This window comes from Haloterrigena salina JCM 13891 (assembly GCF_000337495.1).
Taxonomy (GTDB): domain Archaea; phylum Halobacteriota; class Halobacteria; order Halobacteriales; family Natrialbaceae; genus Haloterrigena; species Haloterrigena salina.
Window position 1 is genome coordinate 60,932 of the sequence record NZ_AOIS01000010.1, and the last position, 26,509, is coordinate 87,440.

The 26,509-nt window shown below is 63.3% G+C and carries 22 protein-coding genes and 1 pseudogene; 11 read left to right on the forward strand and 12 right to left on the reverse strand.

Features of this window, described 5'->3' with window-relative positions; all coding sequences use genetic code 11:
• Window positions 1–219 precede the first annotated feature (219 nt).
• The 3 genes and pseudogenes from C477_RS01465 to C477_RS01475 all read right to left on the reverse strand — a co-directional run bounded on the left by C477_RS01465 (window position 220) and on the right by C477_RS01475 (window position 2,441).
• Complete coding sequence (locus tag C477_RS01465; RefSeq protein WP_008892649.1) at window positions 220–1,296, reverse strand: AlbA family DNA-binding domain-containing protein; 1,077 nt, start codon at window positions 1,294–1,296, stop codon at window positions 220–222.
• Window positions 1,297–1,717: 421 nt separating this feature from the next.
• Window positions 1,718–1,933, reverse strand: a pseudogene (locus C477_RS24430) (SAM-dependent methyltransferase); the annotation flags it as partial.
• A 64-nt stretch (window positions 1,934–1,997) separates the two neighbouring features.
• Window positions 1,998–2,441 (reverse strand): VOC family protein, encoded by a 444-nt coding sequence (locus C477_RS01475; protein WP_049914107.1) that lies wholly within the window; start codon window positions 2,439–2,441, stop codon window positions 1,998–2,000.
• A 573-nt stretch (window positions 2,442–3,014) separates the two neighbouring features.
• On the opposite strand from C477_RS01475, the gene C477_RS01480 reads away from it, so the two are divergent.
• Window positions 3,015–6,239 carry an MEDS domain-containing protein gene (locus C477_RS01480; RefSeq protein WP_008892652.1) on the forward strand — a complete coding sequence of 1,075 codons (3,225 nt, stop codon included), beginning with the start codon at window positions 3,015–3,017 and terminating at the stop codon, window positions 6,237–6,239.
• 54 nt (window positions 6,240–6,293) lie between these two features.
• On the opposite strand, the gene C477_RS01485 is transcribed toward C477_RS01480, so the two are convergent.
• Window positions 6,294–7,127 (reverse strand): alpha/beta fold hydrolase, encoded by an 834-nt coding sequence (locus C477_RS01485; RefSeq protein ID WP_049914109.1) that lies wholly within the window; start codon window positions 7,125–7,127, stop codon window positions 6,294–6,296.
• A gap of 273 nt (window positions 7,128–7,400) precedes the next feature.
• A complete protein-coding gene (locus tag C477_RS01490; RefSeq protein ID WP_008892654.1) occupies window positions 7,401–8,312 on the reverse strand; it encodes a helix-turn-helix transcriptional regulator in 912 nt (303 codons plus the stop codon).
• Window positions 8,313–8,461: 149 nt separating this feature from the next.
• On the opposite strand from C477_RS01490, the gene C477_RS01495 reads away from it, so the two are divergent.
• From C477_RS01495 to C477_RS01510, 4 genes are all read left to right on the forward strand, one after another.
• A complete protein-coding gene (locus tag C477_RS01495; RefSeq protein WP_008892655.1) occupies window positions 8,462–9,895 on the forward strand; it encodes an FAD-binding oxidoreductase in 1,434 nt (477 codons plus the stop codon).
• Window positions 9,888–10,133: a DUF7512 family protein gene (locus tag C477_RS01500; protein ID WP_008892656.1), complete on the forward strand. Its 246-nt coding sequence runs from the start codon at window positions 9,888–9,890 to the stop codon at window positions 10,131–10,133. The genes C477_RS01495 and C477_RS01500 overlap by 8 nt, the downstream gene beginning before the upstream one ends.
• 2 nt (window positions 10,134–10,135) lie before the next feature.
• The gene (locus tag C477_RS01505) at window positions 10,136–11,125 is read left to right on the forward strand and encodes a sulfite exporter TauE/SafE family protein (RefSeq protein WP_008892657.1); all 990 of its coding nucleotides are present in this window, start codon (window positions 10,136–10,138) and stop codon (window positions 11,123–11,125) included.
• A gap of 304 nt (window positions 11,126–11,429) precedes the next feature.
• Complete coding sequence (locus tag C477_RS01510) at window positions 11,430–11,819, forward strand: putative quinol monooxygenase (RefSeq protein WP_008892658.1); 390 nt, start codon at window positions 11,430–11,432, stop codon at window positions 11,817–11,819.
• A 174-nt stretch (window positions 11,820–11,993) separates the two neighbouring features.
• Here C477_RS01510 and C477_RS01515 read toward each other — a convergent pair whose 3' ends face one another.
• Window positions 11,994–13,076, reverse strand: a complete 1,083-nt coding sequence (locus tag C477_RS01515) for a class I SAM-dependent methyltransferase (RefSeq protein WP_008892659.1) — start codon at window positions 13,074–13,076, stop codon at window positions 11,994–11,996.
• Between the two features lie 151 nt (window positions 13,077–13,227).
• Between C477_RS01515 and C477_RS01520 the strand changes: the two genes are divergently transcribed.
• From C477_RS01520 to fdhF, 5 genes are all read left to right on the forward strand, one after another.
• Window positions 13,228–14,124 (forward strand): helix-turn-helix transcriptional regulator, encoded by an 897-nt coding sequence (locus C477_RS01520; RefSeq protein WP_008892660.1) that lies wholly within the window; start codon window positions 13,228–13,230, stop codon window positions 14,122–14,124.
• Between the two features lie 312 nt (window positions 14,125–14,436).
• Window positions 14,437–15,723 (forward strand): L-lactate MFS transporter, encoded by a 1,287-nt coding sequence (locus tag C477_RS01525; RefSeq protein ID WP_008892661.1) that lies wholly within the window; start codon window positions 14,437–14,439, stop codon window positions 15,721–15,723.
• A 173-nt stretch (window positions 15,724–15,896) separates the two neighbouring features.
• Window positions 15,897–16,058 carry a hypothetical protein gene (locus C477_RS23770; protein WP_160168003.1) on the forward strand — a complete coding sequence of 54 codons (162 nt, stop codon included), beginning with the start codon at window positions 15,897–15,899 and terminating at the stop codon, window positions 16,056–16,058.
• Between the two features lie 124 nt (window positions 16,059–16,182).
• Window positions 16,183–17,811 (forward strand): NADH-ubiquinone oxidoreductase-F iron-sulfur binding region domain-containing protein, encoded by a 1,629-nt coding sequence (locus tag C477_RS01530; RefSeq protein ID WP_008892662.1) that lies wholly within the window; start codon window positions 16,183–16,185, stop codon window positions 17,809–17,811.
• Entirely contained in the window at window positions 17,808–21,200 is a 3,393-nt protein-coding gene (gene fdhF / locus C477_RS01535) for a formate dehydrogenase subunit alpha (protein ID WP_008892663.1), read from the forward strand. Before C477_RS01530 ends, fdhF begins: the two co-directional genes overlap by 4 nt.
• A gap of 53 nt (window positions 21,201–21,253) precedes the next feature.
• On the opposite strand, the gene C477_RS01540 is transcribed toward fdhF, so the two are convergent.
• The 3 genes from C477_RS01540 to C477_RS01550 all read right to left on the reverse strand — a co-directional run bounded on the left by C477_RS01540 (window position 21,254) and on the right by C477_RS01550 (window position 23,763).
• Window positions 21,254–22,408: an FAD binding domain-containing protein gene (locus C477_RS01540; RefSeq protein ID WP_083870228.1), complete on the reverse strand. Its 1,155-nt coding sequence runs from the start codon at window positions 22,406–22,408 to the stop codon at window positions 21,254–21,256.
• Window positions 22,409–22,576: 168 nt separating this feature from the next.
• Window positions 22,577–22,774 (reverse strand): hypothetical protein, encoded by a 198-nt coding sequence (locus C477_RS01545; protein WP_049914111.1) that lies wholly within the window; start codon window positions 22,772–22,774, stop codon window positions 22,577–22,579.
• Between the two features lie 329 nt (window positions 22,775–23,103).
• On the reverse strand, window positions 23,104–23,763 hold the full coding sequence (locus C477_RS01550; protein ID WP_008892666.1) for a MaoC family dehydratase: 660 nt from the start codon (window positions 23,761–23,763) through the stop codon (window positions 23,104–23,106).
• 292 nt (window positions 23,764–24,055) lie between these two features.
• On the opposite strand from C477_RS01550, the gene C477_RS01555 reads away from it, so the two are divergent.
• A complete protein-coding gene (locus C477_RS01555; RefSeq protein WP_049914113.1) occupies window positions 24,056–24,844 on the forward strand; it encodes a LolA family protein in 789 nt (262 codons plus the stop codon).
• Between the two features lie 36 nt (window positions 24,845–24,880).
• Here C477_RS01555 and C477_RS01560 read toward each other — a convergent pair whose 3' ends face one another.
• From C477_RS01560 to C477_RS01570, 3 genes are all read right to left on the reverse strand, one after another.
• Window positions 24,881–25,813: a mechanosensitive ion channel family protein gene (locus C477_RS01560; protein WP_008892668.1), complete on the reverse strand. Its 933-nt coding sequence runs from the start codon at window positions 25,811–25,813 to the stop codon at window positions 24,881–24,883.
• The gene (locus C477_RS01565; RefSeq protein ID WP_008892669.1) at window positions 25,810–26,058 is read right to left on the reverse strand and encodes a YhbY family RNA-binding protein; all 249 of its coding nucleotides are present in this window, start codon (window positions 26,056–26,058) and stop codon (window positions 25,810–25,812) included. Before C477_RS01565 ends, C477_RS01560 begins: the two co-directional genes overlap by 4 nt.
• A 107-nt stretch (window positions 26,059–26,165) precedes the next feature.
• The gene (locus C477_RS01570; RefSeq protein WP_008892670.1) at window positions 26,166–26,447 is read right to left on the reverse strand and encodes a ribonuclease P protein component 4; all 282 of its coding nucleotides are present in this window, start codon (window positions 26,445–26,447) and stop codon (window positions 26,166–26,168) included.
• Between the last annotated feature and the right edge of the window lie 62 nt (window positions 26,448–26,509).

The window sequence follows — 26,509 nt, forward strand, 5'->3', positions numbered from 1 at the left end:
AAGAATCACTGTAGAACAATAAGGTTTGTTCTAGCTATGCTTTCTAACACGGGGAAGACGGCGACTTTTCACTAAGCCATCTTAGGAACGGTACCGTTCAGGCCAGCCCTACGGGGGATTACCACACTGTCGGACAGAACCCAAGGGAGACAGCATGCCCCTCTGCCTTACAGCTATGGTGCTGGGAGCAGATCTGATCCAATAAGAGGGTGAAGAGATTTAGGACCAGTTCTGTTCAATGTATTGGACAGCCTCTGGCGTATCAAGCGGGACAGACGAACTCCCATTTCTCACGTATAGAGTCTCGTCACAGTAGACCGGCTCAGGAGCGCGGTCAACGCGGACAACACAAACTTCCTCCTCATCAATTTCTTTAAACTGAATACGGGTGAATAAGGAGGCGAACGGGCTGCCGATCTGACTGGAGATCTCCTGATTGATTTGCCGTTCTAACTCGTCTTTTCCCTCTGGCATCAATTTTAAGTCTCGCTCTAACCCCGTGATTTCCTTGCTATCATCTTCAACACCAATTACTAAAAATCCGCCTTCCGTATTCGCAAAAGCACATACCTCTTGGACAGCCTCTTCTTTTAATTCAGCATTCGGTTGGTCCTGATAAACATCATATAAGAATGTCTCTTTGTACTCCAGTTTGATGTCTTCTTCTTGGCCGATCAACTCCTCAATATCGATTTGTTCCCCTGTTTTAGAATCACTCTCATCCCCCGACGCTGACTCCGCAGTTGCCTGTTGTGGCTCCGACTGCGTTTTGTATCGATCTAACTCCTGACGCCCCAACGGTTCTATTTGTAATGCGGTATATGGCGGTGACCCCATCACCAACGATGCATCCACCCATTCCTTCTTTATCATATACCACATATTCAGGTCGACGACATCATCATTGAGATCAAGCTTATCCCGGAAGTCTTCACCATCAAACCGCGCTCCGGGATTGTCTCGTTCCAGATCCTCCAATTCAGCTAAGATATAATATCGATCATCATCCTCCAAGAAGGTGCCACCAGTCGCCCGTTGCAACTCGTCGACACCCCGTGGAGTGAGACTAATCGAACCCCGTGAATTCAACGCAGGACTGTAATTAACCAGATACTCCTCATCCAATCGATTAAGCGCATAATCCAGATCCGACTCCTCTACATCAAAAGCAACCGTATCAACCACTTCTTCCACAACCGAATCAGTCACATTCGACGTAAAGGGGCTCTCAGCCTGTATATCGTACAAAGTGGCTAATATTTCCCTCTTGATATCTTCCGTATTAGTCTCGGGCATTACCCTCTATTAGCTACCATCCGACAAAAAACACTCAGTCCTTCCCAAAACTAGCCCGTGAAATATCAGTTACGTAACTATGCTTGATCAGGCGTGAACAATCTGTCTGAAATGCGCCGAAAACTGGCCTATGACCTGCTGCACAAGTGAAATCGTGCCGTTTGGGCCTGCAAGCCTGCAGCGCCCATACATTTGATACGCGATAATCGCCCGATAGCGCAACGCTAATCGGTCGAACGGGCACAATTTTGCTTTCGTTCGATGGCTGACCAATCGAGTGACTATCACCGGGATTCGCGTACATCAAAACCAGTCCGTAGAGAGAAAATCAATCGCCGATTGCCTCCCAGTCATCGCTTCTGCCAGCGAAACTGCTTTGATCCAGTTTCGCAGTCAGCGCTCACTCACCTGGAATGGACGCTCAAGTGTCAGCGTCTGCTGTTGCATCGTCACCGCCTAATTCTGCGACAAGGACGCCCACCTGATCGTGCACACGCTCAACCGCCGTCAGCACGAATCCGGCGTCGGTGAGTGCGTCCACGAGCATGCCGACGGTTGCTGCGTCAACCCCGTGGCCGAACAATGGTTCCTCGGGGTCAGACGAGTTGAAGAACATCGCGTCGCCAAGTCGAAATCTTTCTTGGACAGTTCCATATTCACGGTCGTGCCGACTGCGTATCCATCGGCGAAGGCCGGTTCGGTTAGGAGGAGTCGAGCTGTTCGGTGAGTTCGACGATCAGACCCTCTGGACCGCGGACATAGCAGAGTCGGTAGATGTCCTCGTAATCACGAACCTCGCCGACTGGGTCAAAGCCTTTGCCTCGTAGTCTATCAACGATCGTATCGAGGCCATTGACCTCAATGGCGATGTGCCGGAAGCCCATTCGGTTCGCAGGAAAGTGGTGTGCGCCCTCATCGTCGATTGGCGCGTGGTACTTGACGAGTTCGAGCTTGCCACTGCCGTCCGGCGCTCGTACCATCACCACCTCCGCCCGGACGCCGTCGAGTCCGTTGATCTTATCGACCGTCTCGCCCTCGACCGACGCCCCGCCCTCGCGCTCGAATCCGAGGTCGAGGAAGAACGCGGCCACGGCGTCGAGGTCATCGACGACAACACCCACATGATCGAAACGTAGCGTCTCCATCTCATGCACTCTAGACGTTCGACTCTATTGAACCAACCTGCTACTGAAACGCTGAAGTTGCGAGGACGACCGGGTCGGGAGTAATCCGTTTCCGGCGGTTGATTGGAGGAAACCCCAACGATATCTATACGTCCTATATCTTGCACAGGTGGGTGAAAGTATCAATCCTCTGTCTGAAATAACGGTTTTGAGACGGTCAAATTCGGATGTCTTACGCCTGAAAGGTCGATTCGTTCGACAGTCGAACCGGAACCTGCAGCGCCCATAGATTCTAAATCGCAATACAGCGTTGCGATTCGTTGTTCTCTCAAACCACTAATCGTTCGATAGTCGAACGACCACTTCGTCGTCTCCGAATTCAGATTCAGGAGCAGTTCAGAGGCCCGCGTCCTGAAGACGGAAAAACGCGCGACGCAGCCCCCAATTTCTTTCGTGAATCACTGAGCGAACTAGCTGATAGGAAGATTTGCATATCTACCGAGCGCTGACTCCAAACGGTGGGAGTACGAGGGCGGATCACCCACGTACAGATGAAGACCACATTTAACCGTGCCACCCAACTACCGGTTGCTAATGAGTCAGCAGGGCGAACGCAGTGACCAACCGGGGACGCCGGATCTTGAAAGCGGCCTCGAGGCATTGCGTCAGAGTCCTGAGTTTCGCGGCCCCGGCGAATCCCTCGATGGCCACGACCACGCCACCGACCATTTCGCACTCATATATACGAACCGAGACGAGCAGTTCGCGGCCGCCATCCCGTTCATCCGCCAAGGGCTCGAGCAGGGCGAGCGATGCCTGTACGTCGCGGATGACAACTCGAAAGCAGAAGTACTGGAAGCGATGCGGGCCCGCGGCGTCGACGTGGACGGTGCCCTCGACTCGGGTGCGCTCTCCATCCACACGGAGGCTGACACGTATCGCAGGACCAGCACGTTCGATCAGGATGCGATACTGGAGTTCTGGGAGGACTCCCTAACGGAGGCAACAGACGAGGACGGCTACACGGGAATCAGGGCAGCCACCGAGATGACGTGGGCGCTGGATGAGGATACGAGCCCCGATCAACTGGTCGAGTACGAAGCGGCCCTCAACTCTCTGTTCCAGAACGAGGACTACACCGTCATGTGTCAGTACAATCGCGAGCGGTTCCCACCCGAGGTGCTCGAAGACGTCATCGAGACCCACCCGCACCTCATCCACGACAACGTAGTCTCTCACAACGTCTACTACACCCCACCCGAGGAGTTCTTCGGCCCCGAGCAGCCAGCCGACAGGGTTGATCGGATGATGGGGACGTTGCGCGAGCAGACCGAGGCGAAGACGGAACTCCAGCAATCGAAAGAACACTTCGAGCAAGTCTTTGAGAGCAGCCACGACGCTGTCCTCATCGTTGACCCCGACGCGGACGAAATCCTCGACGCAAATCCGGCCGCATCTAAGACGCTTGGATACGGACGAGACGAGTTGCTGTCGCGCGGCCCCTCCGACTTGTATCACGGCGAACTCGACAGATTCAGTACGTTCGTCGACGAGGTGTTCGAAGATGGTTTCGGTTGGACAGACGAACTTACCTGCCGCAGCAGGGATCGGGGCCGGATTCCGACTGAGATCTCGGCGTCCCAAATCGAGGTCGATGACCGCCCGGTCATGCTCGCGACGATCCGCGACATCACCGAGCGCAAGGAACACGAGCAAGCCCAACAGAGATTGTACGAGATCGTGGCCGATTCCGACAGGCCATTCGACGACAAACTCCAAGCGGTACTCGAACTCGGCTGCGAGCGGTTCGACCTCGAATACGGCGGGATCGCCCGCGTCGATCCGACGGCCGATCTGTTCGAGGTGGAGACCATACGTGGGGACCACGACCACCTCGTCCCGGGCGAGCAGTATCCGCTCTCCGAAACCTACTGCCGATCGGTGGCGGACGACGGAGAAACCACGGCCATCACTGACCCTGTAAGCGAGGGGTTCGAGGGGAAATTGTGCTACGAGCGCTTCGGCGTTCAGGCATACCTCGGAACCCAACTCGAAGTCGATGGTGACGTCGATCGGACGTTCTTCTTCGTCTCGAACGAACCACGGAAGGAGGAGTTCTCGGGGGCCGAACACACGTTCCTCCACCTGATGGGGCAGTGGGTGGAGTATGAACTCGAACGCAGGCAGGCCGCGGAGGCGCTGCGCGAACAAACCCACACCCTCGAAACGATCAACCAGGTGGGCAACTCATTGGCCGCCGAACTCGACCTCGAGAATCTGGTGCAGGAGGTTACAGACGCCGGGACGGAAATAACCGGCGCGGAGTTTGGTGCTTTCTTCTATAACGTCATCGATGACCAGGGCGAATCCTACACGCTCTATACCCTCTCAGGGGTTCCCGATGAGGAATTCGAAGACTTCCCGATGCCGCGCAATACGGAGGTCTTCGGCCCGACCTTTCACGGCGAGGGGGTCGTCCGTTCGGACGACATCACCAAAGATCCGCGCTACGGTAACAACGCGCCCTACGATGGGATGCCCGAAGGCCATCTGCCCGTATGCAGTTACCTGGCGGTTCCTGTAATCTCGAACTCCGGTGAAGTACACGGCGGCCTTTTCTTCGGCCATTCGGAGCGGGGCATCTTCACCGAGAAGGATGAGAACATCATCACCGGGATTGCTGCCCAAGCGGCCGTAGCCATTGATAACGCTCGTCTGTATGAAACGGCGCGCGAAAGCGAGGAGCGATTCCGAGCGTTGGTCACCGCGAGTTCGGAAGCCGTGTTTCGCATGAGCTCCGATTGGAACGAAATGCGACACCTCGAAGCCCAGGGCTTCCTCTCCGACACAAACGAACCGACCAGCGACTGGCTCGACAAATACATTCACCCGGACGACCAGGGGCGCGTCATGGAGGCCGTCAACGAAGCCGTCCGGGCCAAGAGCACGTTCGAACTCGAACACCGGGTGGAGCAGGTCGATGGCAGCCTGGGCTGGTCATTCACGCGGGCGGTACCAATGCTGAATGAGGACGGTGACATCGACGAATGGATTGGTATGGCGAGCGACATCACCGAGCGCAAGCATCGCCAGCAGGAACTCGAACAAACTAACGCACAACTGGAACGCTCGAACGCCGAATTGAAGCGGTTCGCCTACGCCGCCTCCCACGACCTCCAGGAGCCGTTACGGATGGTGTCGAGTTATGTCCAACTGCTCGAACAACGATACGCCGACGATCTCGATGCCGACGCACGGGAGTACATCGAGTTCGCCGTCGATGGTGCCGACCGGATGCGCGAGATGATCGATGCGTTGCTGCAGTATTCACGGCTCAACACGAGTGACAACAAGTTCGAACCCGTGGACTGTAATGACGTGCTCGCCCAGGCGACGGATAATCTTCAAATCGCCATCGAAGAGAGCAGCGCCGAGATTACCTCGGATTCACTGCCCACGGTCATGGGCGACGAGCAGCAACTGGTGCAGCTGTTCCAAAATCTGCTCGATAACGCTATTACGTACGCTGGTGACGAGCCACCGCGTATTCACGTCACCGCTGAGAAGCGAAACGATGAATGGGTGCTGTCGGTCCAGGATAACGGAATCGGGATCGATTCGGAAAAGGCTGAGGAGATCTTTGAGGTATTCAACCGCCTCCACACCACTGACGAGTACGCCGGCACTGGTATCGGCCTCGCACTCTGCCAACGGATCGTTGATATTCACAATGGCCGCATTTGGGTTGAGTCAGAACTCGGTGAGGGGTCGACGTTCTCATTCACAGTTCCCGAGAAGAAAGCGAGCAAATCCGCATAGGGAGTGGTTCGTAGATGAGTGACCAGAAATAATAGTGGAATCAATCGCCAGTCGTTAGGTCTCTTCACGGATGAATGCAAGTATCTCTTCGATGAAGCGGTCCGGTCCGGTGAGCATCGCTTCGTGTGCGTGGCCATCGAAGGTAACGATCCGGCTGTTCGGGAGCGCGTCGTTGACTGGGGCCGTCGCATCTTTCAAGAATTGAGGGCTCTCGCTGCCGGACAACAGTAACGTCGGTGTCGTCATATCGGCGAACCGGGCTGAATCGAACTCGTACTCGCCGACCGCAGATAAGCTGCGGGGCCAGACGTGTGCCGCATCCACGAGGTCTCGCCAGTCCGGGGCTGAGCGTTGCGCGTCGATTTCTTCCGGCGTGGATTGGGCGATTTCTCGGAGGAACAGGACAAGCACCTGCTCGTTTTCACCGTCGTCGAGCAGCCGTTTCATTTCCGCGAGCACCTCGTCGGAGTAGAGGTCTTGATCGTCGAACGCAATGGGTGGCTCGTACAGGATGAGTTTGTGTAGGGTATCGGTTCGTAGGGCCGCCTCGAGCGATAAGAGTGCTCCCGATGAGTGCCCGAGGAGGGTTACAGGCTCGTCGATCGTCTCGACGACCGCAGCCACGTCCTCGAACTCCCGTTCCAAGTTGTACTCGTCGGCATCGCCACTCTCACCGACACCACGGCAATCGATCGCGTAGACCGTGAAATGGTCCGCGAAGGTGGTGCGAACATCGGATAACTCCCAGAACCTGTGGTCACAGACGCCTCCGTGGACGAGCACGAGCGGTGGCCCGCTTCCCGTCCGTTCGAAGGCGATCTCGGTCCCGTCTGCAGACGGGACTGTTTCCATGTCTCCACTCGTGTCTGGTGGTGTTGCTTCTGCCATGGGTGGTTCACCCCCGTCCTCTATGCGACGAAATCACATAGAGTCATCTCGTGAAAAATATCCACGGCCTGAACGGGAAGCACGACCCGCCTCGAGTCGAGCAGCTGGAGAACCCTATGCGCCCTAAATACAGGAATTAGCCATAGAACGGTAGTCACGTTATCTACCTCGCATATATGCATCAAATCACGTCTCTGGGTGTAGGAATTTCAGAGCGGTCGCGGTGATGTGACGGAGATGTTCGTCAAGTGTTTTCGTCACATCGAATGCGTATCACCGACGTAGATCAGGCTTCGCGTTGAGTGGGGTGGAGTCGGCTCTCACTGACGCGTAGACGCGCTCGGCCCACTCACACGCGATCGGGGCGTCCGTATCGACGAACACCTGCATCAGGCCCGTCTGATCGTCGTAGCCGCCGATTCCGACGCGGTCGTCGAAGAGCGCGAGACCGTAGGGGAGTTCGTCGCGTGTCCGGAGGGTTAAGTGCCCGCGATCGATCGCTTCCCGGGCACGTTCGGGGTACGTCTCGAAGAATTTCTCGACGATGTGTGGCAGGTAGATGATCTCGGTATCGGTTTCCTCGAACACCTGCTGGTGGAACTCGCCGAGGACCAGCGGCGCCATGTGAGTCGTGTTAAATCCCCGGAACGAGTCGGATTCACTGACGAGTTCGATGAACCGCTCGACCGGTTTGTAGGGATCGTCCGGTTGGGCGACGGTGATCGTCGCGTCCACGAACGGTTCGAGGATGAAGTCTCGATGATCCTCACAGACCGCATCCAGCAGCGGCGTCATTCTGTGTGCGGTCCGCACGTTCGCCTCGAACCGGAGGACCTCCTCGGCGATGACCGCGCCGCGCCAGGTCAACTGGAATCGACCATCGACCTTCTCGACGAAGTCCTGTTCGTCGAGCCACTGCGTGTAGCGGTGGCTCGTCGCCCGCGAAACCTCGAGGCGCGCTTCGATCTCTCGGCGATCGAGCGGTTCTTCCAGCAGGACTTCGAGGACCGGGCCGTGTCTGACGATGTCGCCGAGCAGGTCCGTATCGACGCGGTCGCCAGCGTCGTCCAGACGCTGGCCCAGATAGCGACGGTTCCGTTCGTTTTCCAGGATCGCCTCGAGGATCGGCGACCCCGGTGGCGGACGGCCATCCTCCTCCGGTCGTTCGTCTCGATCAGGACCCATGTTATCCACTCACTAGACAAAGGCTATCACTGGTAGTAACTCTATCCCGTGCACGCTCCGGAACTCGTCTCACCGTCTGAAACGGTGCGCTCGAGGCCGAATCCTGTTCGATAGGTGAGGCCAACACCCGCGCTGTCGTCCACTTCTGTATGGCACAACAAACTATTCCCACTGAACAGATCGAACGGTTCGAGGCGGAATTCCACGGCGATCTGATTCGCGTCGATGATGCTGACTACGACGACGCGCGCTCGGTGTGGAACGGGATGATCGACAAGCGTCCGTCCCTGATCGCTCGCTGTCGAGGCGTCGGTGACGTCATCAGCGCGGTGACCTTCGCCCGCGACCACGACCTGTTGGTGGCGGTCCGTGGCGGCGGGCACAACGTCGCCGGGACCGCCGTTTGCGACGACGGGCTCGTTATCGATCTCTCCGAGATGAGGGGCGTGTGGGTAGACCCCGATACGCGGACGGCACGGGTCCAGGCCGGTGCCACGTGGGCGGACGTGGACCACGAAACCCAGGCCTTCGGGCTGGCGACGCCCGGTGGGGCCGTCTCGGAGACGGGCGTCGCGGGGCTGACGCTCGGTGGCGGCATCGGTCATCTCCGCTGCAAGCACGGCTTGACCTGTGACAACCTCGTATCCGCGAATCTGGTCACGGCGGACGGCGAGTACCTGACCGCCAGCGAGGACGAGAACCCGGACCTCTTCTGGGGACTCCGCGGCGGCGGCGGCAACTTCGGGGTGGTCACCGGCTTCGAGTTCGACCTCCACCCTGTCGGCCCAGACGTGGCGATCTGTCTCGTGTTCTATTCGGGTGACCGGACGGTCGAGGTACTGAAAGCCTACCGCGACTACGTCGCGGATGCGCCCCCGGAAGTCAGCTTGCTCACCTTGTCTGGTGTGATGCCCGACGAGGACCTCTTCCCGGCGGACGCGGTGTACGAATCCAAAATAGCAATCGCGGGCTGTTACGCGGGCTCTGTCGCGGACGGCGAACGCGCGCTGGCACCCTTGCGAGAGATCGACGAGCCGATCGCCGACTTCAGCGGGCCGATGCCGTACGTCGAGCTTCAGCAACTCTTCGATGAGGACTACCCCGACGGGATGCGCTACTACTGGAAGTCGCTGTACCTCGACGGGCTGCCGGAGTCCGCCGTCGATCGAATCGCCTACTGGTCCGACGTGGCACCGTCACCGCTCTCGACGGTCGACGTCTGGCAGTTAGGAGGCGCGATCACCCAAGTTGGCGTCGAGGACAGCGCGTTCGCGGGGCGACACGCTCCCTTCCTGCTGGGCGTCGAAGCGAACTGGGAGCGTCCGGCGGACGACGACGCGAACGTCGAGTGGGTGCGCGACTGTCTCGAGGACATGCGCCAGTTCTCGGACGGGTCGGTGTACCTGAACTTCCCGGGGTTCCTCGAAGAGGGCGACGAGATGATGCGGACCACGTTCGGGCCGACGTACGAGCGGCTGGTCGCGCTAAAGGACGAGTACGATCCGACGAACCTGTTCAGCCTCAACCAGAACGTCGCGCCGTCCGAAAGCGCTCGAGCCGACGGTGGAGGGTGCCATGAGTGACCGGGACGCCGAATTCCCGGCCTTCGCGCGGCGGTCAGTGACAGACCGGATCGTACTGGTGAGCATACTGGTGGGAGTGCTGAGCGTTCTGCTCGTCGCTCCAGCAGTCGGTGAGTCCGGCGAGGCCGCTGCCACGGTCGGGTACATTCTGGCAGAAGCGCTCGTGCTCTACGTCGGATACGGGGTACTGATGCGCGTTGCTAGTCCGACCGCCCGCGAAATACTCGAGAGTGCCTGACCGTGGTGCTCCTCGGCCTCGATCTCGTGCTGATCGGTTTCTTCGTCGGGTTCGGCCTGCTCATCGGCGTTCTCTTCGGGTTCTTCGGGATGGGCGGGTCGTTCCTCGTGACGCCGGCGCTGTTGGTGGTCGGGTATCCGGCACCGGTGGCCGTCGGGAGCGGGCTCGCGTTCGTCTTCGGCACCAGCGTCATCGGTGCGCTCAGACACCGCGATCACGGCCAGGTCAGCTACACGCTGGCGACGGTGATGAGTCTCGGACTGCTGTTCGGTATCGAGATCGGCACTCGGATCGTGTTCCTACTCGCGGGTCTCGGCAGCGCTGACGTCGTCATCAGCGCGGTGTACGTCGGACTTCTCGGTGCGGTCGGGCTCTTCGTCCTTCGAGACGCTCGCACTGCCGATTCGGATGTGGAAACGGGCCGCGTCGCTACCGGTGTTCTGGCCATCGACCTCCCACCGATGATGTCGCTGTCGGGCGGTGGGACCGTTTCGGTGTGGGTTATCTTCGTCGTCGGGTCGGGCATCGGCGTTCTCTCCGGCTGTCTCGGCGTCGGTGGGGGGTTCCTCCTGCTCCCCGTCATGGTCTACGGATTCGGCGTTCCCACTGCGGTCGCTGCTGGGACCAGCATCCTTCAGATTCTGGTTTCGGGCGCGTTCGGGACGTTCGTCTACGCCCAGTCGAACGCGGTCGAGGTCCCCGTCGTCGCCGCGTTGCTCGTCGGGAGCGCGTTCGGTGCCCGCATCGGTGTAAGTGCCACGCGTCTCGTAAACGAAGCGGATATGAAAGGATACTTCGCCGGGATGCTGCTCGCCGGGGGCGTCGCCACCGCGTGTAAGCTGGTGAGCGACGTATACGGGGTCGAGCCGCTCGAGACGGGGAGTGTCGTCCTCATCTTCGGCACTGCAGTGCTGGTCAGTGGTGCGATCGTCCGGACGTCGATCGCTGCGCTCAGGACGAATCAGCAGTCCGGGTCGCCACGGACCCACTAGCTACTCGCGTGGCTTCGACTGGGACGATCAGGGAGTCCGAGCGGTGGGCCGGCCGCTGGCCCGCTGTGATTTCTGGGGGCATCGCTGGGTGCGTTCAGCCGAACTGTCACAACTACGCCCTTCACGGTAACAGATAACACGGCTCGCGTCGTACTCGGCGAATAGCGTCTGCTCCGACGACCCTGGACCGAAGAGGAATCCGTCGTGCTGGGCGCAACGACCAGAGGGGGTACGATGGCAACACCAGTAGCGATCGAGACGGGAGCGGTACAGCGCGATTACAGCGTCGAATACGGGGGACGAGATGGCTGACTTCATCGTGTACATCGACCGATCTACCGTCCGCGACGGGAAGTTGGACGTACTCGAACGGGCGATGACGGAGCTAGTGGACTTCGTCGAGGCCAACGAGCCGCAGATACTGGCCTACGACGTCTACTTCGATACCGACGAGGATCGAATGACTGTGATGCACATGCACGCTGATCAGGCGTCGTTGGAATTCCACATGGAGGTCGCGGGCCCGAAGTTCCCGCCGATCGGCGAGTTCATCGACCTCGAGTCCATCGACGTGTACGGCCACCTGAGCGAGGATCTCGTCCGGCGGCTGAGGGACAAAGCGACGGAGTTGGGAAGCGGACGTGTCTCAGTTCACGATCATCACCGAGGCATCGGCCGCGTTCCGGACAGTTGAGTCGAAGGGGAGTAGACGGTCGGTGAGAGACGGCCGAACGGGCGGGGGAGTGATCGGTGCGACCCTCACAGGCCGTTCAGCGCGAACCCCCTATTGTCACCGCTATTTTGAGACAGTCGAATTCGGACACATCACGCCCCAACGGTCGATTCGTCCGACGGGACGGAGTCGTCATCACGGCCTGGCCTCGAGCACGAGGTTGAACGGCGTCTCAGCCGCTCGACGGACCCGCGTGAACCCACCCTCGGTGATTACCTCGCGGAGACGCGCTTCGCCGGCCTGGGCTCCCAGTACGGGGTCGCCGCCCTGGGCGAGCGAGTTCGGGACGCAGGCCAGCGTCGAGGCGCAGTAGAACGCCCTACCAATCGGGTTCAGGTTGTCCTCGACTCGATCGTTGGCGAACGGCTCGACCAACATCCACGCTCCGTCGTCGGCGAGCGTCTCCCGAACGTGTGACGCCACGCCGACCGGATCGCCCATGTCGTGATACGCGTCGAACATCATCACGAGGTCGTAGTCGGTCCCATCGAACTCCGTCGCGGTCGCCACCTCGAAGTCGATACGGTCCGCGACGCCGGCGTCTTCGGCTCGCTCGCGGGCCACTTCGATCGAGCGGTCGTGGTAATCGACGGCGACGAACGCCGAATCGGGGTAGGCCTCGGCCATGATAATCGTCGACGCACCGTGACCGCAGCCCACGTCGGCGACGCGCGCTCCGTCCCTGAGCCTCGCGCTCATTCCATCGAGCGCGGGAATCCACTCGTCGACGAGATTCGTCTCGTAGCCGGGGCGGTAGAAGCGTTCGGTGCCGTGACACACGTCCGCGTCGTGCTCGTGCCAGCCAACGCCCGCGCCGGTTCGGAAGTCGGCTTCGAGCTCCGAGAGGCTCCGCTGGTACCCCATCAGCCCCTGGAACCCGCCGGCGAGGAACGCGGGGCTGTCCTCGTCGGCCAGCAGCGCCGCCTGTTCGGGTGTGAGGCCGTAGCGCCCCGTCTCGGAATCGTAGGTGACGTAGCCGCCGGCCGCTCCCGCGGCGAGCCACTCGGCGACGTACGGCTCCACGGTGTCGGTCCGTTCGGCCAGTTCGGCGGGCGTGAACGGTCCGCCGTCGGCCAACGCCTCGTAGAGGCCGAGCCTGTCGCCGATGACGATCAGCGGCGCGTAGTAGGCAGCCCCTAGTTCGTTGACGGCCATTCCGAGGAGTTCGTTCAACTGTGCTTCGTCGACCGGTTCGTCGGCGGTAGTCGGTAGTGCCATACCCGGACGATGGACGGCGAACCTGTTGGCCTCATTCACGGAGGTTCCGTTCCACGGAGTGAATCGCGTTTCAGCACGTGAGAGGGGTTCTCGCGTCGTGTGCGGGATAGAACTACTACTCGTGCCATCCTATCTCTAGCTAGTGACTAACATGGACGTTCCCGAAGACGACCGACTCACGTTCACTCCACCGGCATCGCCGATCGTGGAGGCGGTCATGCAGAACGCGCGGAACCAGCAATACCTCGGCAAGCGCCTCGACGCGGCGGGCACCCGCGCCGACCCGGACCATCTCGGCGACATCGTCCGGCACGGGCCGGTTCTCGAAGCGCTCCGAGCGGAGCCCCTGGACCGCCGCGAGATCGAGGATCGCCTCGAGGTTTCGCGGGCGACGAGCCACCGCCTGACGAGGTGGCTCGACGAACAGGGGTTCGTCGAGAAGACGGACGGTCGGTTCCGGTTGACCGGCCGCGGCGAGGCGGTCACCGACGAAGTCCTCCGGTTCGAGGCGAACGTGAGCACCGTCCACCGGATGGGACCGCTGTTGGACGTAATCTGTCCGCACCACGCGGAGTTCGCCATCGAACCGATGATCGATTCGACCGTGACGATCGCTGAACCGACTGTTCCGGACCGGCCCGCCGAGCGGTTTATCGAACTCGTCGGCGAGTCGGAGACGTTCCGCGGGTTCAACACGACGCATCTGGCACCGCTGATGATCGGCGAGTTCTACCAGCGAGTGTTCGACGGCACCGAAACCGAACTCATTTACCCGCCGGACATCACCGAGCGGCTGCGTGAAACGTATCCGACCCGCGTAACCGAGGCAATCGATCGCGGACGGTTGACCCTCCGGACTCGCGAGAAACTTCCGTACGGACTCGCGCTCTTCGACGAGCGCGTCGGCCTCGGCGGCTACGACGACGACACGGGGCTGATGCAGGTGCTCGTCGACACGGACTCGCCCATGGCCCGCGAGTGGGCCGAACGGGTCTACGCGTCGATTGCGGCGGACGCTATGCGACTCGATAGTCAAACAGAACAGTGACATCCTGCCCGCAAGAGCGGACGGATCCCGGTACAATCTATCACGCATCTTCCACCCAACCCTCTAAATTCGGGCGTTTTACGCCCGAAATGTCGATTCGTTCGTCCGTCGAACGAGAGCCTGTCGCGCCCCTTGTCAGAGCGAGCAAGACCGAACGCTCGAGCACGCTCGAGAGCGAGCGGCGACCGTCTTGCTCTCCGCCAATACCGGTGAAGAGAGTGACACGAACCCGCGGTTAACGACGGCTTGACGAGCCCCACCGTGCAGACGCACGCCCCGAGCATTTACCCGCTAATCCGGTACCCGGCGGTGATGGTCCGAACCGACGCTAACAGAAACCGCTGGTTGATCGCGCTCTCGGCGATCGCGATCCACCTCTCCATCGGATCGATTTACGCGTACAGCGTCTATCAGAATCCGCTTCGCGACGAGCTAGGGTGGGCAATATCAGACGTCTCGCTGGCCTTTACCGTCGCGATCGTCTTCCTCGCGCTCTCGGCGGCGTTCCTCGGGGGGTTCGTCGAAAACCGCGGCCCGCGGACCTCGGGATTGATCGCCGCCGGAACGTTCGGCCTCGGAATCATCGGCGCCGGCGTGAGCGTTCAAATAGAGAGCTACGCCGCGTTCGTCCTGACGTTCGGCGTGATCAGCGGGATCGGTATCGGACTCGGATACATCACGCCGATTTCGACGCTCGTCCAGTGGTTCCCCGACCGCCGGGGGATGGCCACCGGGATGGCCGTGATGGGCTTCGGCGCCGGCGCGCTCGTGACCGGCCCGGTCGCGAACTACGTCATGGAGACTGCCAGTATCCCCGTCACCTTCTACGGCCTCGGCGTGGCCTACTTCCTCCTGATGGCCGCCGGCGCGAGCTATCTGAAGAAGCCGCCGGTCGACTGGGTTCCGGACGGAATCGACGAAAGTGAACTCGACACTGCCAACAACGAGAAGGGCGTCTCCGTCAACACCGACCTCGCGGAACTCACCGGCAGCGAGGCCCTGCGGACGCCGCGGTTCTACCTCGTCTGGCTGGTCATGTTCATCAACATCTCGGCCGGGATCATGCTGCTGTCGGTCGCGTCGCCGATGACGCAGGTCATCGCGCAGGTCGACGCGGCGACCGCGGCCTCGGTCGTCGGCCTCATCGGCATCTTCAACGGCGGCGGCCGGATCTTCTGGGCGACCGCCTCCGACTACATCGGCCGGACGAGCACGTACGGCGTGTTCTTCGGCCTCCAGATCGCCGCGTTCCTGTTGATGCCCCAGATCACCCACATCTGGCTGTTCGCGGGACTGCTGTTCCTCATCATCAGCGCGTACGGCGGCGGGTTCGCCTGTCTGCCGGCGTATCTGGGCGACCTGTTCGGGACGAAGGAACTCAGTGCTATCCACGGCTACACCCTGACGGCGTGGGGAGCCGCGGGCGTCGCGGGTCCGATGCTCATCTCCGAGATCGTCGAACGGACCGGTAGCTACGTCATGGCCTTCTACATCATCACCGGCGCGCTGGTCGTCGGGCTGACCGCCGTGGGCGTCCTGTACTACCGGATCGAGGACGTCCGGGAGTCATCCCCCAGAGCCGACCCGCAGGCGACCTGATCGCCTCGAGTCGCGCCGGCGCGACTACTCGAGCGACTTCGCTCCGAGACCGGACGAACGCTCGCGTCGGTGCGCAACCGCACTACTGCGAAACCTGTCGGCTCCCACTGCGGGACCTGTCGATTCCCGTGACAGTGAGAAACGCTATCCGTGCCGTCCGCAAACGGTGGGGTATGTTCGGCGATCGAACGCCGTCGGAAGCGACCGAAACGGAACGCGAAAGCGGGCGACGCGTCGGGGCAGTGGCGCTGTTGCTCGTCGCGATACTCGGAGCCCTCGCGGTAGCGCTCGGAGCGCGCCGCAGGGAGCGAGCGACGCTGGAACCCCCGTTCTGATCCGACACCACGTACGGATCCCCGGACTGATCGCTGCAAGCCAGTAGCGCGATTGACACGCCGGAGATCTGCGCGTCCCGTTCAGGGTGTGCTTTTTCGTATCCCGGGACCGGAGACGGAGGCGATGGATGAACGGACCGAGTCGACGGACGAAGCGGCCATCGTTCGCGTCGCCGGCGGGTCGGAGAGCGAACGACGAAAACAGCGCGCGCTGGACGAGCTCCGCTCGGCGGCCGAGGAAACCCGCGTCCTCGAGACCGGGCCGACCGGCGTTCGGGAGCTAGAGCCGCTCGTTTGTCTCACCGACGGCGGTCGGACGGCCTTCTATTCCGCGCCGGTCGTCGGCCGGCTCGAATCGCTCGTCGAGACGGTAGAGCGCGGCGAACTCCCGACCGACGACCCCGTGACGGTCGTCGACCACGAGCCGGCGCCGTCGTCGCTTCCGACGCCCGAGGACGGGCCGCTCGCGGTGGGTCGGCGCCGCGTCCTCGGCCGCTGCGGCTGGGTCGATCCCGCGTCGGTTCCCGACGAGTCGGCGGCCGAACTGGCCGGCGACGACCCCGACGAAGCGCTCTCGCGGGTCCGCGACGTGGGACTGCTCGGCCGCGGTCGCGGCGACTGGAGCGTCGACGATCCCGTCACCGAGGAGTGGGAGCTAGCCCGCGAGGCGGCCGCGGATGGGTCTGACGAGCCCGACTCCGAGGCCGACGAACCGGTCGTCGTCGTCAACGCCAACGAGAGCGACGACCGCAACGCGACCGACCGGACGCTGCTCGAGGCCGCGCCGGGCGAGGTGCTCGACGGGGCCCTCGCGGTCGCCGAACTGGTCGGCGCCGACGACGTCGTCGTCTACTGCAACGAGAACGACGATCGAGCCCGCGAGCGCGTCCACGAGGCCGCCCGCAACGCCGAGGAGCGGTTCGCCGAACGCCTCGATCGAGAGAGCGGGCCAGAGGTCGTCGTCGGGCCGGATCGGTTCATCGCCGGCGAGCCGACGATGGCCCTCGAGGCCATGGAGGGCAACGACCGCCTCGAGGCGCGCCTCCGACCGCCGTCGCCGGCCGAACACGGGCTCTACGGGCGGCCGACCGTCGTCCACACGCCGCGGACGATGGCACAGGTCCGCCGCGCGATGCTCCACCCCGAGGAGTTCGACGCGGACGACGCGGATCCCGGCACCCGGCTGGTCACCGTGACGGGCGACGTCGACGCGGCGGCGACCGTGGAGCTCCCGACCGGCGGGAACCTGGCCGACGCTCGAGAGGCCGTCTCCCTCGAGGGACAGTTCAAGATGGCCTGCGTCGGCGGCCAGTTCGGCGGGCTCACGCGGTCGCTCTCGCAGTCGCCGTCGGCGCCCGCCCTTGCCGGCGCGGGGCTCGGAACTGAGGGCGTGGTCGAACTATTAAACGAGGACAACTGCGTGCTCGCGACGGCCGGGCGGCGAGCGAACTTCGCGATGGAGTCGAACTGCGGGCGCTGCGTCACCTGTCGCGAGGGGAGTCAGGAACTCACCAACATGCTTCGAGACATCTACGACGGCCATTACCGAGACGCGAAGATACGCGAACTGACCCGCGTGATGGGCGAGACGAGTATTTGCCACTTCGGCCGCACGGCGATCCGCCCGGCCGTCACGGGGATGCGCGAGTTCGAGCGGGAGGTGGCCGCTCACACCGAGGGCCGCTGTCCCAGCGGCGAGTGCGAGGGCGCGATGACGCAGACCGCCGGACACCAGATGGAGGGGAACCGATGAGCAGCGAGGACCCGGCGAGCCACGTCGACGACGTGGAAACCGAACGGCGACCGACCGCCGTCGAGAAGCTCCCTTCGGTGCCGAACGTCGCCGATCCGCGGCCGAGTACGCCGCTGACCGAACAGTTCGAGACCGGGACCGCCAACGACCCGGACGTCCGCTCTGGAGACGGCGAGGACGGAATGACCCACCTCACGGTCGACGGGACGCCCGTCTCGGTGCCGCCGGGCTCGACGATCATCGACGCGGTCGAGTCCGTCGAACCGGCCGACGAGCTGGCCGCGCTCTGTTACTACGACCGCGACACCGAACAGGCCGACGCGATCGGGCCGCGCGGCGAGTGTCGGACCTGCACCGTCCACACGGAAGAACACGGACTCGTGACGTCCTGCTCGCATCCCGTCGAGGAGGGGATGACGGTCCGAACCGACGAGGACGACGCGGCCGAGGCGCGCGAGGTCAACCTCGACCTCCAGCTCTCCGACCACAACCTCCGCTGTACGACCTGCGGCCAGAACGGCCGCTGCGAACTGCAGGACACCTCCATCGAGCAGGGCGTCGAGGAACCGCGGTGGGGCGTCTTCGAGGACCGGGACCAGTACGAACCGCTCGACGACACCTCGCCGGCCATCCAGATCGACCGCAACAAGTGCATCCTCTGTAACCGCTGCGTCGAGGCCTGCAACGACGTGCAGGTCGAGGGGGTCCTCCGGATGGAGGGTTCGGGTCAGGACACCCGCATTGCCTTCCAGAACGGCGAGGAGACCTTCGACGAGTCCACCTGCGTCTCCTGTGGCCACTGCGCGACCGTCTGCCCGACCGGCGCCCTGGTCGAGCAGGGGCTGACCGACGCCGCGACGATCCCACTGCCCGGCTTCACCCAAGAGAACTCGATCGGCAAGGTCTTAGAGAGCCCGAAGGCCGAAACGGCCGACCAGACGGAGGCGCCGAACCGCGATCTCCCATACGACGTCGAGGGCCGAGCGAAGCCCGAGGAGGAACTCTCCGGCGTCGCCCGCTTCATGTCGATCGCGAGAGCGCGCGCCGGGGACTCGAAGCGGCAGATGAGCCACACCTTGAAGGAGGTCGGCGACCGCGCCCTCAAGGAGTTCGAACACGTCTCCGAGGGGATCGCCAGCGAGGCGATGCCGGCCGGCCAGCTGTTCAACGTCGCGACGACCATCGGCGACGCGCGCCTCTCGCGGATCGAGAAGGCCGAGACCACCTGTAACTACTGCGCCGTCGGCTGTCGGTTCGAACTCTACGGCAAGGACGGCGAAGTGCTCGGCGTCCGACCAGCGGATCCGGACTCGACGCCGGCGAACGACTTCTCGACCTGCGTGAAGGGGAAGTTCGGCTACGACTACGTCGACGCCGACGACCGACTCGAGAAACCCCTCGTTCGTAAAGAAAACGCGCCGGACGGCCCGGTCGGCCGCGAGGGCTTCCGCGAGGCGTCCTGGAAGGAAGCCCTCGAGCGCGTCTACGAGGGGCTCTCGGGGATCCGCGACGAGCACGGCAGCGAGAGCCTCTCGGTCATCTCCTCGTCGAAGACGACCAACGAGGAGAACTTCTTGAACCAGAAGTTCGCCCGGCAGGTCCTGGGGACGCCCCACGTCGACAACTGCGCGCGGCTCTGTCACTCCTCGACCGTCGCCGCACTGCAGCAGACGGTCGGCTACGGCGCGATGACCAACCGGATCAACGAGGACATCGGGGAGACCGACTGCTATCTCATCACCGGCTCGAACACGACCGAGTCCCACCCCGTCCTCGCGACGCGGATCAAACAGAACGTCCGCGACGGAGCGGATCTCATCGTCATCGATCCCCGGGAGATGGGGCTGGCCGAGCACGCCGACCAGTACATCCGGACGACCCCCGGCGAGGACGTGGCCTGGATGAACGGGATGATCCGGTACATCATCGAGAACGACCTCCACGACGAGGAATTCATCGAGGAGCGGACCAAACACTTCGACGAACTAAAGGAGAAGGTCGATCCGTTCACGCCCGAGCAGGTCGAGGAGCTCACGGCCGTTCCCGCCGAGGAACTGAAGAAGGCCGCCGAGACGATCGCCACCGCCGACACCTGCATCTTCGGCTGGGCGATGGGGTTGACCCAGCACACGACCGGGACGCGCAACGTCCTGGCCATCGCCGACCTCGCGCTGGTGACGGGCAACCTCGGCAAGCCCCGCGCCGGGCTCTCGGCGTTTCGCGGGCAGAACAACGTCCAGGGCGGCGGGGGTGACATGGGACCGGCTCCGCACACGCTTCCGGGGTATCAGGACCTCGGCGACGAGGCGGTCCTCCAGAAGTTCGAGGACGAGTGGGGCGAGCGCCCGCCGAACGACGTCGGGCTCCGCCTGCCGGAGCAGTTCCACGCCGTCAACGACGGCGACCTCCGGGGCATGTTCATCATGGGCGAAAACCCCGTCCTCTCGGAGCCGGACCTCGACAACGCCGAGCAAGCGTTGACGAAGCTCGACTTCCTCGCCGTCCAGGACATCTTCCTGACCGAGTCGGCCGAGTACGCCGACGTGGTGCTCCCGGCCGCTTCCGCCGCCGAGAAGAGTGGGACGTTCACGAACACCGAGCGGCGCATCCAGCGAGTCCGACCGGCCGTCGACTCGCCGGGGAAGGCGAAACCGGACCAGGAGATCCTCATCCAACTCGCGCGGCGGTTCGGCTACGACTGGGACTACGATGGCCCGGCCGACGTGATGGACGAGATCAACGACCTCGTCCCGATCTACGGCGGCGTCACCTACGATCGACTCGAGGAAGAGACCAAGGGCATCCAGTGGCCCTGCTTCGACGAGGACGATCCCGGCACGCCGTACCTCTACGAGGACGAGTTCAACTTCGAGGACGGGAAGGCCCGCTTCGTCCCCGCCGACTACGCCAAGCCGCCGGACATGCCCGACGAGGAGTACCCGATCACGCTCTCCTCGGGGCGGGTCCTGTACCACTGGCACACCGGCACGATGACCCGCCGAGTCGGGACGCTCATGAACCACGTCCCGGAGAGCTTCGTGACGATCCACCCAGAGATGGCCGACCAGTTGGGCATCGACGACCAGGAGTACGTCCGCGTCCAGTCCCGGCAGGGCGAGATCGTCGTGAAGGCCAACGTCGAGGACACCTCCGATCCAGGCGTCGTCTTCATCCCGATGCACTTCCCGCAGGGGGCGATCAACAAGCTCACCCAGCACGAACTCGACCCGACGTCGTTCATCCCGCAGTACAAGGTGACGAGCGTCCGGATCACGCCACTCGACGTTCCCCCCGAGGAGGCGGCCAACGTCGTCTCACCGACGCCCGGCCAACTCGAGGGGCAGGGCGGCGATCCAGAGGACGTCGGCGGTCGTAGCGCGGACGACTGACGCCGACGACGTCGCGTGCGCTCTCGAACTCGCCTTTGCTCTTCCTCCCGCGCTCAGTTCGAGTCGGCCAGTCCCAGCCGTTCGTCGCCCATCCGTCGCCCGCGGGCGACGAGCCGATCCCCGTACTCGGTGCGGGAGTCGTTCCACGTCGACAGCGCCGCATCAAGCGCGTCGTGTCGCTCGAGGGCTCGCTCGAGCGCGACGGCGTCGCCGGCGGCCTTCGCCGTGCCCGCTGCGGTGTGGGTCCGAGCGACGAACGCGGCGTCGCCGAGCAGGCAGACGCGGTCGACGACCATCTCGGGGATCGTCAGGTCGTAAATCGCCTGCACGAACGGGGTCGGGGTCTCGGCGACGATTCTCGAGAAGACGGGCGGCAGCACGTCGCTCGCGCGCTCGAGTTGCCGAGTTCGGACCGGCTCGCGGAGCGCGCCGGGCGGGACGGTGATCTCTCGCTCGGCGTCCGTCGCGTCGGTGAAGACGGCGGACCGATCACGGTTCTCGAGCGTGTCGTACCAGACCCAGTTGAGCCGTCGCTCGCCCGGTGCAGTCCCGCCGTCGTCGCCGGGAATGAAGTACGCCAGGACGAGTAGATCCTGTCCCTGGTAGAAGACGAAGGCATCGTCGAAACGGTCGGCGACCGCCGGAGCCAGGTCGGACTCGTCGACGACGCCGCGCCAAGCGACGTAGTCGGCGAACTCGGGACCGACCGCGGGGAAGAGCTGGCGGCGCGTCGACGACTGGCCGCCCTCGGCCGCGATCACCAGGTCGGCCTCGCGTTCGTCGCCGGCCGCGAATTCGGCGGTCGCCGTCGCGGGATCGACGCCGACTATCTCGCGTCCCGTTCGATAGCGGTCGTCCGGGAACGCCTCGCGCAGTCGTCGGTAGACGGCGTCCCACGACGTGAACGCCATCGAATCGGGACGCGACATTTCGACGTCGCCGTCCCGCGCGAGAAAGCGGCGCTCGCTCGAGGTCGTCGCGATCGCGTCGGGGTCGACGACGTCGCGACGCTCGAGGAACCGGCGCACGTTCTCCTGGGCGACGATTCCGGCTCCGCGACCGTGGAGGTCGCCCGTCGACTGCTCGTAGATCGTCGGCTCGTGGCCCGCGTCCTCGAGGGCGAGCCCGGCGAAGAGGCCGCCCATCGAGCCGCCGGAGACGGTCACCGACAGCGCGTCCGTCGATCGCCGGCTGCGTCGCCGAGACACGCCGGTGTCTCGCGGACCGACGGCTGAAAGGGCTTCGGCTGCGACGGACGGGGCCGGGACGGACGGTACTCTCGACGCGTGCTCGACACCTGAGCCGTCGACTCAGAAAATCAGTCGCTACGGACGATCCGCTGTCTTCGCGAGCCATTCACGGCGCCGCCGACCGTCTCAGTCCGACGGCGGAGCCGCCGTCGGCGCGGTGTCTTCCGACGGAGCGATCCGGCGGAAGTCGCCGTCACCGCAGGTGCACTCCTCCGAGACACCGATCGGTCTGATCGTGCCGTCCGGTTGCTGTTCGGAGACGAACACCGATTCACAGGAGCGACACACTGCGACGATCCTCGTCCCGGATTCTGACCTGCTCATCGAGTACGAAAACGGGCCGACGGGGCATCATCATTGCTCCAAGCTATTTTGGCTCGTTTCGACATCGAAGACGCGAGACGATCGAAACCAGGGTCAGGACGACCTCTCGAGGGAGGGTTGGAAAATCAGCTGCGTGGGAGGACGGCGGATCGATCTCGGCCGACTGCTCGAGGGCTGTCGTCCCTGTCGCTGCTAATTAGAAGCGTCACTACTAGTACTAGTAGCAAGTGTCGCTACCGGAGTCTCGAACGAGCGCCAGCGTCGGGCCGCGCGGCGCCGTCGTTCCCGCAGCGATTCCGTGGGACGGACGAGTCGAACGGGAGAACGGCTCAGGAGTCGGGCTGTTCGTCGATGACCACGACCGCCTCGCCGTCGATGACTGTCGTTCCGTCGGCGTTCTCGACGGTCGTGTGCAGGCGGTAGCGGGTGTCGCCCAGTCCCTCGACGATCTCGCAGGCGGCGGTGACGGTCTCGCCGATCTCGACGGGCGCCTGAAACTCGAGGTCCTGCGAGAGGTAGATCGTCAGTCCGGGGAACCGGGCCAGGGCGGCGCTGATCGTTCCGGCGACGAGCGTGCCATGGGCGATCCGGCCGCCGAACTGGGTGTCGGTGGCGAACTCGTCGGACAGGTGCAGGCGGTTCGTGTCTCCCGAGACCTGCGCGAACGCGGAGACGTCGGTCTCCTCGATCGGTTTCGTGAATCGGACGTAGTCGCCGACGCCGAGGTCGTCGTAGCTGTCGGTCGAACGCTCCATGATCCACGCCTCGTCGCTGTACGCGACTTCGACGACCGGTGTCTCGACGGTCTCCGGCTCGCCGTCCGCCGTCGGGCCCTCGGCGCCCGACGACGTGGTCAGGCCCATCGCGGCGAGGACGGCGTTGTTCGCTTCCACGTAGCTGTTGACGACGTGTTTCGAAACGCTCGACCACTGCTGGTTCGGCGTCATCGTGCTGTCGGTGGCGTCGGAGTCCGGACAGTTACTGCTCATAGGTTCTCGAGTGTGTGTGTGTGTGTGTGGGTCCAGTCGGCGTCTCGGCTCGGCCCGGGCCGTTTTTCGGACGGCTAACTCTTTGTAGCATCGCCAAAACACGTTGGTAGTGTCGAGCGCACTGTAATCGGGTGCTGACAGTCGCGGGTCAAGTCGGGTCCGCGGCCGACCGCCGACCTCGCAGCCGGGTGCGGGTCCGTGGGTGGTCGACTCGGATTCGCACATCGGAGATGGATCTTCGTCACCGCGCGGATAGAAAAACTTAGGACTGTGCTGTGAAGTGACTGATCACATGAAATCCCGTCGAGCCGCGGTCGTTCTCGCTGTGCTCGTGGTCGTCCTCACGAGCGGCTGCGTCGCCGTCGCACCGCCCACGAACGAACCCGAGCCGGAGTCGCTCTTCGAGTCGGCGTTCGTCCACAGCGACGACCTCGAGGACGTCTCCGGCGAGGTAACGGTAACAGTCAACGGCAGCAACGGCACGAGTACCGAGACGCTTCGCGTCGCCGAACGACCCTACGTCGACTACCGAGACGAGGTACTCGAGTCGACGGCCCCCGGCCGAGTGGGCGACCAGTACGTCTCGAACGCGTCGGAGACGTGGTGGTACTATCCCCAGTCGGGGATGGCACAGCGGTTCGAACCGGACGAGCCCTTCGACAACGACGCGGTGCGGGCCGACCGCGCCGAGCAGGCCGCCGAGTACAGCCAGTGGTACGACCTCGAGTACGAGGGAACGGAGGAGATCGTCGACCGCGAGGCCCACGTGCTCGACGTCGAGGCGAAGGAGGAAGCCGTCGAGCGCGGTATCTCGGTGCTCGTCGGCGATACAGAGTACGTCTACGCGGTCGAGACGGTCGAGGCACCCGAGGATCTCACCATCGTCGAACAGCAGCTCTGGATCGACGCCGAGTACGACTATCCGCTGAAGGAACGGCTGGTCTACGAGGGGCCGAACGGCGAGCGCCACGAGCTGGTCCACGAGTTCGAGACGGTCTCGTTCAACGAGGGGCTCGACGACGAGACGTTCGCGTTCGAGCCGCCCGAAGACGCCGTCGTCCAGGAACTCCCGTCGGAGTAGTGTCCGTCCGAGCCGGTTCCCGACCGCCGATCGCGGTTATTCGGCCGGCTGGCCGATGTGTCGCCCTTCCTCGAGTTGGAATCCGCCCTCGAGCGTGCGGACCGGGTAGGGGATGTCGATCCCCTCCTCATCGAAGCGCCGTTTGACCGCGGTGACGTACTCGCCGCGCGTTCGGACGAAGTCGGCTCGAGACGGGTTCGCGATCCAGAACCGCGACTGGAGGCCGACGTCGGAGTCCCCGAGTTCCGTCAGTCGGACGGAGGGCGCGGGGTCGTCCATGATGTCGGGGTGGCGCTCGGCTTCGTCGACGATGATCTCGGTGGCCCGTTCGATGTCGTCGTCGTAGCCGATCCCGAAGACGAACTTCAGTCGGAGTTTGTCGGCGTCGACCGGGTTCTTGAGTACGTTGTCGGTGAGCGCCGAGTTCGGCACCGTGAGCAACTCGTTGTCGAACGTCCGGACGCGAGTCACGCGGAGGCTGATGTCCTCGACGACGCCGGCGTAGTCGCCGTTGTCCCACTCGATCCAGTCGCCGATCCGGAACGGCTTGTCGGTGTAGATGAACACGCCCGCGACGAAGTTCGAGATCACGTTCTGCATGGCGAGACCGATCGCCAGCGCTCCGGCCGCCGCGATGCCGGCCATCGACACGAGGAAGTTTCCGAAGCCGGCGAAGCCGAAGGCGACGGCGATGCCGAAAAAGAGCACGCCGAACCGCGACAACATCAACAGCGGGTTCTTGGCGTGTTCGTCGAGGCCCCGTCTGTCGAGCGCCCGTCGGATCAGCGGCAAGACGACCGTCCGACCGACGAACCAGACAGCGACGACGGCGACCGCGAACCGGAGCACGCTCGCGGCGCTCGCGGCCAGCGCGCCGTCAGCGATTCCCGCCTCCTCGAGCGTGTGACCGATCGGGCCCAGTCCGTTCGCCTGTGCGAGAACGCGGGCGGGATCGGCCGCGGGGCTCATCGATAGAAGACGGCAGTGTGTCCGCGCGTCTCGATCAGTTCGGCGTCGACGCGGTCGGCGAGATCGGCCGCCTTCTCCTCGGTCGAACCGCCGGCCCGCGCCGCGCGCAGGAGTTTGACCTTCACGAGATCGCGGTCGTCGAGCTGGTCGTCGAGTTCGTCGACGACCGCGTCGATACCGCTCTTGCCTACCCAGACGGTGACGTCGAGGTCGTGTGCCTGCTGTTTGAGGGCTTGCGTATCCATAGCCACCTCTACCCGTCCGAGCCGTTTGAATCTTCTCGAATCGGAACGGCAGGGAAACGGACACTCTCGAGGCCCTGACCGGGCCCCGCGCGTCGGCGTTTCGAACCCTACTGATCTCCGTACGGATACCGCGTGTGGGCCCCGCAGTCGCAGGTGATCACGACGTGGCCGTCCTGCAGTCGAACGCGGGCGTTTCGTCCGGGCCGAAGGTACGCGTCGCAGCGGTCGCAGATGAAGCGTCGAAACGTCCGCGGCAGCGTGAGCCGGTTTCGCTCCGCCACGCGGCGCGCGAGGCGAACGTAGTAGCGGGCCCGATCGTGCTCGTCGTCGGCAGCCGCCGCTCGAGCCAGGTCGTGGAGGCGCTCGATCCGTTCGGCGGCGACGTCCATACCCTCCCTTTCGGCGGTTCGCCTATTGATGTTGTGTTCTCGCAGTCGACGATCGAGTCCGA

Excerpts from the sequence above, each read along its gene's own strand:
- C477_RS01465 (WP_008892649.1), bottom strand. The coding sequence starts at position 1,296 with ATGCCCGAGACTAATACGGAAGATATCAAGAGGGAAATATTAGCCACT.
- C477_RS01475 (WP_049914107.1), bottom strand. The coding sequence starts at position 2,441 with ATGGAGACGCTACGTTTCGATCATGTGGGTGTTGTCGTCGATGACCTC.
- C477_RS01480 (WP_008892652.1), top strand. The coding sequence starts at position 3,015 with ATGAGTCAGCAGGGCGAACGCAGTGACCAACCGGGGACGCCGGATCTT.
- C477_RS01485 (WP_049914109.1), bottom strand. The coding sequence starts at position 7,127 with ATGGCAGAAGCAACACCACCAGACACGAGTGGAGACATGGAAACAGTC.
- C477_RS01490 (WP_008892654.1), bottom strand. The coding sequence starts at position 8,312 with ATGGGTCCTGATCGAGACGAACGACCGGAGGAGGATGGCCGTCCGCCA.
- C477_RS01495 (WP_008892655.1), top strand. The coding sequence starts at position 8,462 with ATGGCACAACAAACTATTCCCACTGAACAGATCGAACGGTTCGAGGCG.
- C477_RS01500 (WP_008892656.1), top strand. The coding sequence starts at position 9,888 with ATGAGTGACCGGGACGCCGAATTCCCGGCCTTCGCGCGGCGGTCAGTG.
- C477_RS01510 (WP_008892658.1), top strand. The coding sequence starts at position 11,430 with ATGGCTGACTTCATCGTGTACATCGACCGATCTACCGTCCGCGACGGG.
- C477_RS01515 (WP_008892659.1), bottom strand. The coding sequence starts at position 13,076 with ATGGCACTACCGACTACCGCCGACGAACCGGTCGACGAAGCACAGTTG.
- C477_RS01520 (WP_008892660.1), top strand. The coding sequence starts at position 13,228 with ATGGACGTTCCCGAAGACGACCGACTCACGTTCACTCCACCGGCATCG.
- C477_RS01525 (WP_008892661.1), top strand. The coding sequence starts at position 14,437 with ATGGTCCGAACCGACGCTAACAGAAACCGCTGGTTGATCGCGCTCTCG.
- C477_RS23770 (WP_160168003.1), top strand. The coding sequence starts at position 15,897 with ATGTTCGGCGATCGAACGCCGTCGGAAGCGACCGAAACGGAACGCGAA.
- C477_RS01530 (WP_008892662.1), top strand. The coding sequence starts at position 16,183 with ATGGATGAACGGACCGAGTCGACGGACGAAGCGGCCATCGTTCGCGTC.
- fdhF (WP_008892663.1), top strand. The coding sequence starts at position 17,808 with ATGAGCAGCGAGGACCCGGCGAGCCACGTCGACGACGTGGAAACCGAA.
- C477_RS01545 (WP_049914111.1), bottom strand. The coding sequence starts at position 22,774 with ATGAGCAGGTCAGAATCCGGGACGAGGATCGTCGCAGTGTGTCGCTCC.
- C477_RS01550 (WP_008892666.1), bottom strand. The coding sequence starts at position 23,763 with ATGAGCAGTAACTGTCCGGACTCCGACGCCACCGACAGCACGATGACG.
- C477_RS01555 (WP_049914113.1), top strand. The coding sequence starts at position 24,056 with ATGAAATCCCGTCGAGCCGCGGTCGTTCTCGCTGTGCTCGTGGTCGTC.
- C477_RS01560 (WP_008892668.1), bottom strand. The coding sequence starts at position 25,813 with ATGAGCCCCGCGGCCGATCCCGCCCGCGTTCTCGCACAGGCGAACGGA.
- C477_RS01565 (WP_008892669.1), bottom strand. The coding sequence starts at position 26,058 with ATGGATACGCAAGCCCTCAAACAGCAGGCACACGACCTCGACGTCACC.
- C477_RS01570 (WP_008892670.1), bottom strand. The coding sequence starts at position 26,447 with ATGGACGTCGCCGCCGAACGGATCGAGCGCCTCCACGACCTGGCTCGA.